Origin of the sequence: Dawidia soli (genome assembly GCF_018598185.1) — a bacterium.
GTDB lineage: Bacteria > Bacteroidota > Bacteroidia > Cytophagales > Cyclobacteriaceae > Ohtaekwangia > Ohtaekwangia soli.
In genome coordinates this window covers 25,145-36,070 of sequence record NZ_JAHESC010000031.1, presented here as the reverse complement: position 1 = coordinate 36,070, position 10,926 = coordinate 25,145, and the positions used below count along the sequence as shown (strand labels likewise).

Annotated in this window: 6 protein-coding genes; 5 read left to right on the top strand and 1 reads right to left on the bottom strand. The window is 54.4% G+C overall.

Translation table 11 applies throughout. The features are described from left to right. Window positions 1-16 precede the first annotated feature (16 nt). Window positions 17-1,819, top strand: coding sequence for a RagB/SusD family nutrient uptake outer membrane protein (locus KK078_RS19715; RefSeq protein ID WP_254092031.1), 1,803 nt, complete (start codon window positions 17-19; stop codon window positions 1,817-1,819). Window positions 1,820-1,838: 19 nt separating this feature from the next. Beyond that, window positions 1,839-2,693, top strand: coding sequence for an endonuclease/exonuclease/phosphatase family protein (locus KK078_RS19710; RefSeq protein ID WP_254092030.1), 855 nt, complete (start codon window positions 1,839-1,841; stop codon window positions 2,691-2,693). Between the two features lie 63 nt (window positions 2,694-2,756). Here the strand turns inward: KK078_RS19710 and KK078_RS19705 are convergent, their stop codons facing one another. After that, window positions 2,757-4,142, bottom strand: coding sequence for a mercuric reductase (locus tag KK078_RS19705; RefSeq protein WP_254092029.1), 1,386 nt, complete (start codon window positions 4,140-4,142; stop codon window positions 2,757-2,759). A gap of 277 nt (window positions 4,143-4,419) precedes the next feature. Between KK078_RS19705 and KK078_RS19700 the strand changes: the two genes are divergently transcribed. Genes KK078_RS19700 through KK078_RS19690 form a run of 3 tightly spaced genes read left to right on the top strand, consistent with a single transcriptional unit; the run spans window position 4,420 to window position 10,821 of the window. Then, entirely contained in the window at window positions 4,420-5,925 is a 1,506-nt protein-coding gene (locus KK078_RS19700; RefSeq protein ID WP_254092028.1) for a GAF domain-containing protein, read from the top strand. Window positions 5,926-5,940: 15 nt separating this feature from the next. Continuing rightward, window positions 5,941-10,422: a chemotaxis protein CheB gene (locus tag KK078_RS19695; protein ID WP_254092027.1), complete on the top strand. Its 4,482-nt coding sequence runs from the start codon at window positions 5,941-5,943 to the stop codon at window positions 10,420-10,422. Window positions 10,423-10,425: 3 nt separating this feature from the next. Then, window positions 10,426-10,821, top strand: coding sequence for a response regulator (locus KK078_RS19690; RefSeq protein WP_254092026.1), 396 nt, complete (start codon window positions 10,426-10,428; stop codon window positions 10,819-10,821). The last annotated feature ends 105 nt before the right edge of the window (window positions 10,822-10,926 follow it).

The window sequence follows — 10,926 nt, the reverse complement described above, 5'->3', positions numbered from 1 at the left end:
TTAAATGCGTATCACCATGAAAAAACAATATTGGTCTATCGTACTCCTGAGCGCGCTGCTGGGCGCATGCGACCTGGAGCAAACGCCCGAGGCAACGACTACCCGCGAAGCCGTGTTTAACAGCGAGAAGGGTCTCGAAGTATATACTAATTCATTTTACGTACCGCTGACAAACCCCGACTATAGCATTCTGCCCACGGCCAACAACCAGGTGCGGGGCGACGATATGTCAGACTTTGCTGCCCGTACGCAAATACCCGACTTTTTGCGCGATGGAGCGTATGGGCCACGCCAGAGTACTGGTTGGGACTGGCGTGCCCTGCGTAACATCAATTTCTTTCTTGAAAATGCCCTGTCGACGCCCGGCGTTTCCGAGGAAGCGCGTCAGCACTACGTAGGCCTGGCACGGTTCTTCCGCGCCATGTTCTACTTCGACAAGGTAAAACGTTTTGGCGATGTGCCGTGGATCAATAAAACGATGACGATCGACGATTCGGATCTGTATAATAGCCGCGACCCGCGTACCCTCGTCATGGACTCTGTACTGGCCGACCTGGATTATGCCACCGCACATGTGCGCGAGACAGCCGATAACAGCCGCAGCACGGTAACGCGCTACGTAGTGTACGGATTCAAGTCACGGGTTTGCCTGTTTGAAGGAACGTTCCGCAAGTATCACACCGAGTATGGCCTGAGCGGCACCGTTGCGAAATGGCTGGAAGAAGCGGCCGGCGCCGCCAAAAAGGTGATGGATAAAGGTGATTATACGCTGAACGAAGCGGGCGGCCCGACAGCATCCTACCGTCAGGTGTTTACTTCGCGTACGCCGATCGCTACCGAAGTGATGCTGGCCGCCACAGCAGATGCAAACCTGAGCGTACTCAACGACGCCAACTGGTATTGGACCAGCGCTACGTACGGCTCGCGCGTGAGCTTCACCCGCACGTTCATCAACACGTACCTGATGGAAGACGGCACGCCCTTTACCGATCGGCCCGACCATGAAACCATGGTGTTTGCGGACGAGGTAAAAGGCCGTGACAAACGCCTGCAGCAAACCATCCGCATGGGAAACTACACACGTGTCAACGCCGGCAAACGCGAGGCGGCACCGCCGGTGTTCTCTTATACTTACACCGGTTATCAACCCATCAAGTGGACACTCGATGACACCTATTACGACGGCGGCACCCGCAATGACAACTCTGTTACGCTGCTGCGGTACGCCGAGGTGCTGTTGAACTATGCAGAAGCACGCGCCGAGCTCGGTGCGCTCACCCCGGACGATTGGGCAACGACCGTAGGAGCATTGCGGCGTCGCGCGGGCATTACCGGTGGCCTGACAGCCTTGCCCACGATGGCGGACGAATATATGCGTGATGTATATTTCCCTCTTGTCAACGACGCCGTGTTACTCGAGATCCGCCGCGAGCGTGGCATTGAGCTGGCATTGGAGGGACTTCGCTTCTATGACCTGGTGCGGTGGAAACGGGGTGAGCTGTTGCTCCGGCCGTGGAACGGATTTTATGTTCCCGCCCTCGATGTGCCGATGGACCTGAATGAAGACGGCGTGATGGACGTGTGTTTCTACCAGACGATGCCGGCCAACCCCGTGAAGGGTGTTATGTACATCAACGTAAGCGAAAAGATCAACAACCTGAACAATCCCCAGCGTTTGTCTCATGACACGTACGGAGAAATTACATGGCTGGCAAATGTGGACAAGGGAGATTGGGATGACAAGCGTTATCTTTACCCGATCCCGGAAACGGATTCTCTGATGAACCCTGCGCTTGGTCAGAATCCCGGATGGTACTGAGAACGTATAAAACAAATCCATGAAGAACAAATTGATCGTGGTGTTGCTCGCGCTGATACTGGCGGGCAACACCTTTGCACAGACCTTACGCGTAGCGACATACAACATGCGCTACGACAATCCGGGTGACAGCCTTAACCGGTGGAAGTACCGCCTGCCCATTATTATCGACCAGGTAAAATTTCACGATTTTGATCTGCTCGGCGGTCAGGAATTGCTTAGCCACCAGGTTGAAGGACTGATGCAGCAACTTTCGGGCTATGAATATGCCGGCGTCGGCAGGGACGATGGTGAGAAGAAAGGCGAGTTTTCGGCGTTGTTTTATAAGAAGGATAAGTTCAAGCTGCTGAAGAAAGGTAACTTCTGGCTGTCACAAACACCTGACAAGCCGGGCCCGGGCTGGGATGCTGCGCTGTCGCGCATCTGCACGTGGGTACAATTGGAAGAGAAGGCCACAGGCTTGCGTTTTTATTTCTTCAACACGCACTTCGACCACCGCGGCGTGCAGGCGCGCAAAGAAAGTGGTAAGCTGATTGCCGAAAAGATCGCCCAGATCGCCGGCGATGCCCCCGTCGTTCTGACGGGCGACTTCAACTTCGACGAGCAGCACGAAGGCTTCGCCGCCATTGTCGCGTCCGGCAAGTTGCGTAACTCGTTCAACCTGGCGCCTATCAAGCTGGCCAACATCGGTACGTTCAACAGCTTTGATGTAGCGACCACGAACAAGGTGCGTATCGATCACATCTTTGTGACCAGCCAATTCAATGTGAAAAAGTACGGCATCCTGACCGACAACTATGGCGGTCGCTTCCCGTCTGATCACTTTCCCGTAGTGGTAGAGCTCACGCCTGTGGGCACACGCAAAGCAAAATAGGACCGTTTTTAAATTTTCCCTTCGTAGTTCGGGCCACAGCACACGCTGTGGCCTTTTTTATGCCTATCGGCCGATGCCGGCAAAAAGATTATTGAGCGACTCGGCGTACGTGGGGTGTGCAAAGATACCGTCGCGGAGTGCTTCGTAGGTCAAACCACCCATCATGGCCACCTGTAAGATCGTCACGATCTCGCCACCCTCATTGCCGAGTACCGCGGCGCCCAGGATCTGTTTTGTCTCACGATCAACGACGGCTTTCATCAAACCGGCCGCGCGGCCCACTTCGTTTGCGCGGGCTACGCGCGACATGGGAAGGGTGGCAATTTCGACGTTCAATCCTTTCTCGCGTGCTTCCTGTTCAGTCAATCCTACCCGGCCCAGCGGGGGGTCGGTAAAGATGCAGTACGGCACCAGCCGGCCGGTGACACGGTCGCGATGGCCGTGTCGCACATTATTAAACAGTATCAGGTAATCGTTATAGGATATATGGGTGAACGCCGGACCGCCCTTTACATCACCCAGGGCATACACGCCCGGCGCGGTAGTCTCGAGGGCCTCGTCTGTTTTGATGTAACCTTTGTCGTCGGTCTCCACACCGGCAGCCGCCAGGTTCAGGGCATCGGTGTTGGGTGTGCGGCCGGTAGCCATCAGCAGGTGCGATGCTTTAACGGTGACCTCGGTGCCATGCTTGTCGATCGTGGCGATAACACCGTCGCCATCGGGCTGTACGCGCCGCAGTTTGCTGGAGGAGTAAAGCGTAATGCCCTCGTTTTCCAGGATGGTCTTGAGCGTGTCGGCGATGTCGGCATCTTCGCGTGGCAGCAGGCGCGAATGTGGATCGATCAATGTTACGCGGCTGCCGAACCGCCGGAACATCTGTCCTAACTCCAGGCCGATGTAGCCACTGCCGACGACGAGCAAATGTTCGGGTAGTACTTTCAGGTCGAGAATGGTGGTCGAGGTCAGGTACCCTACGGTGTCCAGGCCTTCGATCCGGGGTATGGCGGGGCGCACGCCGGTGTTGATAAATATAAAATCGGCGGCATACGCGGCAGTGGTGCCATCACGCAACGTAACGGACACCGTTTTGCGCCCGGTAAATGTAGCGGTGCCATAGACCAGGTCCAGGTGATCAGTGGCTTGCAGCTTTTGCTCGAGGCCGTCGCGCGACTGGAATACGATCTTGTTTTTACGCTCGACAATGGCGGGCAGGTTGACGCTATAGCCATCGATGTCGACGCCCAGGGCTTTCGCATGGGCGGTGAGGTCTGCCGCCTGGGCGGAGGCGATCATGGTTTTGGTGGCCGTGCAGCCGTCGTTTACACAGGTGCCGCCGACCCACCGTTGTTCGATCAGGCAGGTTTTCCACCCTGCCTCCGCGAGGCGCTTGGCCAGGGGGTTGCCACCCTGGCCCGAGCCGATCACGATTACTTTGTAGTGTTTTTGCATAATTCGGTCTCCGTTAAGTTCTGTACCGCCTGCCGGCAAGATAAACAAGCTACGAAAGATACACGGGATATAACGATGAGGATATGGATCGATCCGGGTTTTCAGGGAGTAAATACACGAAGTGTAGCTACAAGAGAAAGTATAGTAAAAAACCATGCCCGGAAATTCCCTACACGGTATATCTGTGAAATATAAATAATTTCCTTCGGGTGGTATCTCAGGTAGTGGTATGAATCAATACCTTTGACTTTCCTGGACATATTAGTTTACTGTGTACATGAAGAATTATGACTCCGAGCTTTGTGGAAGCTTACCCATTCACCTAACCAACCATATCCAGCCTTACGGCGTCTTGCTGGTCATTGATCGCAAGAGCTTTAACGTCATCCAGGCAAGCGAGAACAGTCATCTCGTTTTTGACGAGCCGGTCGGGGAGATGATCGATGCCCCGCTGACCCGGTACATATCGCAGGGGACTGTGGAAAAGATTCAACAGAAACTTACCGCGGCATTTGCCAACCCGCTGCCCGATCAATGGAACATTCGCGGCGGCGAGCATTTCGTGCTTTGGCACGCCAAAGAAACATATCTCATTGCCGAGATCGAAATACCCGGCTTTCAGACCGGCGAGCAGTCCAGTTTTGCCAATGTATACCATGAGTTGAAATACGCCATGAGCCGGATCGAGTCTGCCGACTCCATCACCGGCCTGTGGCAGATCGTGGTGGCCGAGATCAAGAAAGTTTCCGGCTTTGACAAGATCATGGTATACCAGTTCGACGAAGACTGGAACGGCACGGTGGTGGCCGAGGTGCTCGAGCCGGGCATGGAGGTATACCTGGGCATTACCTTTCCGGCGTCTGACATCCCGCGCCAGGCGCGGGAACTTTATAAGAGAAATCCCTATCGCTATATACCCGACCGCGATGCGCAACCCGTGCGGCTATATCCCGTCATCAATTCCCTGACCGGTGCTTTCATCGACTTGTTTGATTGCAACCTGCGCAGCGTCGCCACGGTGCACGTGGAATATCTTCGGAATATGGGCGTGAGTGCTTCCATGTCTATCCGCATCATGAAAGACAACGAGCTGTGGGGTCTTATGGCGTGCCATCACCGCACCCCGCGGCAGCTGTCGTTCCAGATGTGTTCTGTGCTGGAAATGCTTTCGGCGGCGATCTCGGCCAAGCTGTCGCTGCTGGTGAACAAGAATAACTACCAGTTCGACCAGAGCCTGAAGGAAAAGTATACCACGCTGGTGAAGGAGATCTATGCGTCGGGCAACCCCGACGACACCATGGTAAAGACCGGCCGCATTGCCGAGCTCTTTGAGGCCGACGGACTGGCCATTATCCGCAACGGACTGACGCGTACCTGGGGTAAAACACCGTCGGAGGAAGACCTGCAGGAGCTGGCGTTGTGGCTGAGCGTACAGGACATTAAAGGGATCTACCATACTACCTCGCTCTCGTCGGTACACGATGTGGCGGAACACTACCGGAGCACCTGCAGCGGCCTGCTGTGCTTGCTTATCGACCCGCGCCGGCACGACTTCCTGCTGTTGTTCCGACCCGAGGTGATCGAGACGCTGCAATGGGGTGGCAACCCCGACGAACGTATACAGTTTGAAAGCGACGGTAAGTCGTATCATCCGCGCAATTCCTTTAAGATCTGGCAACAGACCGTCACCGGGCGCTCGGCAGGGTGGCGCCGGGAAGAGCTGCTGTTGGCAGAGGTACTGCGCAACTTCCTGTATGAATTCAGCACGACCCGGACCAAATAACGTATAGACGCTTCCATGGCCCGCGAAACGAATCACTTTATAGTAGGGATAGGTGCCTCGGCCGGAGGACTCGAAGCGATCAACGAGTTCTTCGACAACATGCCGGCGTCGCCCGATTGTTCTTTCGTGGTGATCCAGCACCTGTCGCCCGATCACAAAAGCCTGCTGGCCGAGATCATTACCCGCCATACGAAGATGGCGGTATATGAAGCCGTAGACGGCATGCGGGTGGAGCCGAACTGTGTATACATCATTCCCAGCAACCGGGCATTGACGATGCACGGTGATAGCCTCACGGTCGAAAAGAAAGAGGTACCCCTGAAGGTGCCCAACAATGCTATTGACGTATTCCTGCAATCGCTGGCCCGCGAGCGAAAAGATAAAAGCATCGGTGTGATCCTCTCGGGCACGGGCTCCGATGGCACGCGCGGCATTGAAGCCATTAAAGACGCCGGTGGTCTGGTGTTGGTGCAGGACCCGAAAACCGCGCAGTTTGATGGCATGCCCATCAGCGCAATCCAGGCGGGCCATGCACGGGTAATATTGTCACCGTCGCAGATGCCGGAGGAGATCCTGTTCCACATGCAGACCAGCCTGTCGTATCTGAACACCAACAACCTGTTGGAGAATAAAGCACTGGACGAGATCTTCCAGCTTATTCACGAGGAGGTGGGCTTTAACTTTCATTACTATAAAACGCCCACATTGCTGCGGCGTATCTATAATCGCATCTCCAAGGGAAACCACGGTACGCTTGAGGGCTACCTGGAGGTGCTGCGCCAGTCGCCACAAGAATGCCGGGCGTTGAGCAACGACTTCCTGATCGGTGTCACGAAGTTCTTCCGCGACAAAGAGGCCTTTCAGGTACTGGCCCGCGAAGTGATCAATCCACTGGTGGCGTCGAAAGAGAACGGCGATATATTGAAGGTGTGGGTAGTGGCGTGTAGCACGGGCGAAGAAGCGCTCTCCCTGGCCATACTCATTAACGAGGCCCAAGAAAAGCAGAAGAAAGAACTGCTGGTAAAGATCTTCGCCACGGACATAGACGACCGAAGCATCAACATTGCCAACAAAGGGATATACCCGTCTTCCATCGAAGCGGACGTCAGCCAAGACCTGCTCGAAAAATATTTCACCAAGAACAATAATAGCTATCAGATCCTGCCGCATATCCGCAAGCAGATCATTTTCGTTAAGCACGACATTACCAACGAAGCGCCGTTTGTCAAGAACGACCTGGTGAGTTGCCGCAACATGCTGATCTACATGACGCGGTCGCTGCAGGAAAAGCTGTTCCCCATTCTGCTATATGCGCTGAAGCGGCAGAGTTATTTGTTCCTTGGCTCGAGCGAGTCGCCGATAACGATCGACAAATACCTGGCAGACGTCGACGCAAAGGCCAAGATCTACCGCAAGGAATACGAAGCTCCGCTCAGCAGCCGGCACCTGATGGATATATCGCAACGCAAGAGCAGCTACCCGGATGCAGAGAATGCCGCCGTCGGCCGGAGCGCAGACAGCTATTCAAAATTCTTTCAGCAGGAGATCAGTCGCGAGTTCGGCTACGTGGGCTGTTATATCAACGACGAGTTTGAGATCGTCAAGACCGTGGGCGATTACAACGGTGTTCTGTCCCTGCCGCCACGCGAGCTGGTGTTTAACCTGCTGGAAATGTTGCCGCTCAACCTCGCCCCGATGTTGAGCCTGGAGGTGCGCAAGGTATGGAAGACCAATCAGCGGGTGTTGCTGCGCGACCTGAAATTTCAACGCGGCGAAATGGAGTATTTACTGGATGTCCTCATCGTGCCCGCCAAGGTAGATGTACCCAGCCGATTGACACTGGTCGTACTCCGTCAGCATCAGACGCCACCCGGCGCCCTGCCGCCCGTGATCCCCGACCTCGACTCGACCGATAAATTTACCAGCGACTATATCCGGTCGCTGGAGGTGGACCTGCAGAAAGTGCGGTATAATCTGCAGGTGACCGTCGAGAATACCGAGACGATCAACGAGGAGCTGCAAAGCTCGAACGAAGAACTGCTGACCGCAAACGAAGAGTTGCAAAGCAGCAACGAAGAGCTCCAATCTGTAAACGAAGAGCTCCACACCCTCAATACGGAGTATCAGCTCCGTATCCAGGAATTGTCCGAGCTGAATGACGACCTGAACAACTATTTCCGCAGCAGCGACTTCGGACAGATCTTCCTGGACGAAGGTCTGAGCATACGCAAGTTTAACCCGGCCTCGGCAAAGATGATCAACCTCATCGAAAGCGACATCGGACGGCCTATTACACACTTCTCGACAAATTTCCGATATGACAACCTGGCGCAGGATCTGCAAGCGGTGCAGGAATCCAACCAGACGTTAGAGCGCGAGTTGCTGCTGGCAAACGGTCGCAACCTGCTCATGCGCATGATGCCGTACCTTTCTAACGAAGAGAAACAGGCGGGCGTTGTTATATCGTTTGTCGACGTGTCGCTGGTCAAGCATCTGAGCACCTTTATCGGCGCGGTATTTAATGTCAGCCCGGGCGCCATCCTGGCGCTGAAGTGTGTACGCAGCGTGGAGCAGAATATACTCGACTTTGTCGTCGAAACCTCGAACTATATGGCCGGGTCGCTGCTCGGTACCACGGAAGATCTGAAGGGAAGCTCGGTGCGCAAAGACCTGCCCCAGTTGGTCAGCGACGAGCTGTTCCAGGAAATGCAGTACGTGGTAGAACACAATGTACCCATGCAGCAGGACTTTTACCTGAACCATACACGGCGCTGGTATCAGGTAAACGCCATTCGCATGGAAGACGGCCTGGTGATGACGTTCGCGGACATTACGCAGAAGAAGGTGGCCGAAGACAAGCTGCGCAAGAGTTATGCCGAGTTGGTCCGCGCCAAAGACAGCTTGAAGGAGCTCAACACCGACCTCGAGAATAAGGTGCGCGAGCGTACCCTGGAGCTTTCGAAAAGCGAACAACGCTTTAAGACCATTGCCACCACGACCATCGATGCCATTTGGGAATGGGACTTTGTGCAGAACGAAGCCTGGTGGAGCGACACGTTTTACAACGTCTTCGGGTATGACATGGTACGCGAAAAATTCACCCGCACTACCTGGGCCGATAAGATCCACCCCGACGACAAAGACCGCGTACAGCAGACGCTGTATAGAGCGATCAATCAGAATAGCCAGCGTTGGTCCACAGAGTACCGGTTTCAACGGGCCGATGGTGAGTATCTCGACATTCTCGATCAGGCCACGATCATGAAAGACGAGCTCGGCTCACCTTGCCGGATGATCGGCTCGATGCTCGATATCACACAGCTCAAACAAGCCGAGCAAGCGATTGCCAACTCGCAAGCCGAACGCAAGTTCCTGGCTGAGTCCATGCCGCTTATTGTCTGGATGACAGACGAGATGGGCAATATTACCTTTGTCAATCGTCAGTTCGAGCAATATACCGGCTTGTCCACAGACGAGATCCTGGCGAAGGGCTGGCGTACGGTTATACACCCGCAGCACATCGATGTCTTTTTAGAGACCTGGCGTCAGTCATTGAACCGGGCCGAAGAGTTTACGCTCGAGCTGCGGCTGTTGGTACAGGGCGGTGAATACCGCTGGAACCTGTTGCGCGCCAATCCGCGGAAGAACCGTGCCGGTGCAATTGTCAACTGGGTTATCACCTCCGTGGACATTCACGAGCAGAAGAGCCTGAATAAACTGCTGGAAGAAAAAGTGGCCAGCCGCACCCGCGAGCTGGAAGAGGTAAACGAGGCCCTTCGCCTGAGCAACAACGACCTCAAGCAGTTTGCCTCGGTGGCGTCGCACGACCTGCAGGAGCCGATCCGCAAAATGGTCATGTTCTCGCGCATGGTCAGCAGCCAGTTCCGCGATCAACTGCCGGAGAAGGCGCACTTTTACCTGGATGCCATTGCTTCATCGTCTGAGCGGATGCGGGCGATGATCACCAATATCCTGAACTTCTCCAAGATCTCCCCCGACCGCGGCGACTTCCGTCTCACGGATATCAACGCCATGTTGAAAGATATACAGGACGACTACGAGCTGTTGATCAAAGAAAAGAAAGCCGTTATTACCATCGGCCGGTTCCCGGACATGGAAGTTATACCGAATCTCATCCGCCAGGTATTCCAAAACCTCATCAGCAACTCTCTCAAGTTTGCACGCGACGGCGTGCCGCCACATATTACTATTACGGCTACCCGCCTGTCCGAAAAATCGTTTACGGCCGCTGCCGACCCCAATGGTCCTTTCTGTCTATGCACCTTCCGCGACAATGGCATAGGATTTAATGAGGAATTCAGGGAAAAAATATTCGTATTGTTCCATCGTATCAATCCCAAGGATAAATACGAGGGTTCGGGCATTGGCCTGGCCATCGTAAAAAAGGTGATCGATATACATCAGGGGCTGGTACGCGGCTCCGGTGCCGAGGGACAAGGCGCATTATTTGAACTTGTTATTCCGATTAAACAGTAATGTATGCCGAAGTACGTATTGCTATGCGAGGACGATCAGTATGATCGCGCCGTCTTTGCAGAAATATTCCAGGAAGTAGAGAAAGAATGTCAGCTTGTGATGCTCGAAGAGGGCAGTGAGGTAATGCCGTTCCTGGCAACAAAACAGCGACGCGATGCATACCCGGCGTTGATCCTGTTGGATCAGAACATGCCGCGTAAGAAGGGTACCGAAGTATTAAAGGAGATCAAGGCGAGCGACGACTATAAACACATTCCCGTCGTGATATACTCTACGCACGATGGTCACGAGCTTGCCAGCGAGTCGAAGGCACTGGGCGCGGCTACATTTATGTCAAAGCCTTACGATTATAACGAGTATATCACGATGATCAAACAGTTATTGGCCATTACAGGCTGACGAAAATGCTCCACAACCCTGTGTCAACGATTCCACAGCGCTTTTCGATCGACTGGTGAAATTGTTCCCCGCCCGTTCGCTGTCTGGTTCACAAATCCGAATTTG

Excerpts from the sequence above, each read along its gene's own strand:
- KK078_RS19715 (WP_254092031.1), top strand. The coding sequence starts at position 17 with ATGAAAAAACAATATTGGTCTATCGTACTCCTGAGCGCGCTGCTGGGC.
- KK078_RS19710 (WP_254092030.1), top strand. The coding sequence starts at position 1,839 with ATGAAGAACAAATTGATCGTGGTGTTGCTCGCGCTGATACTGGCGGGC.
- KK078_RS19705 (WP_254092029.1), bottom strand. The coding sequence starts at position 4,142 with ATGCAAAAACACTACAAAGTAATCGTGATCGGCTCGGGCCAGGGTGGC.
- KK078_RS19700 (WP_254092028.1), top strand. The coding sequence starts at position 4,420 with ATGAAGAATTATGACTCCGAGCTTTGTGGAAGCTTACCCATTCACCTA.
- KK078_RS19695 (WP_254092027.1), top strand. The coding sequence starts at position 5,941 with ATGGCCCGCGAAACGAATCACTTTATAGTAGGGATAGGTGCCTCGGCC.
- KK078_RS19690 (WP_254092026.1), top strand. The coding sequence starts at position 10,426 with ATGCCGAAGTACGTATTGCTATGCGAGGACGATCAGTATGATCGCGCC.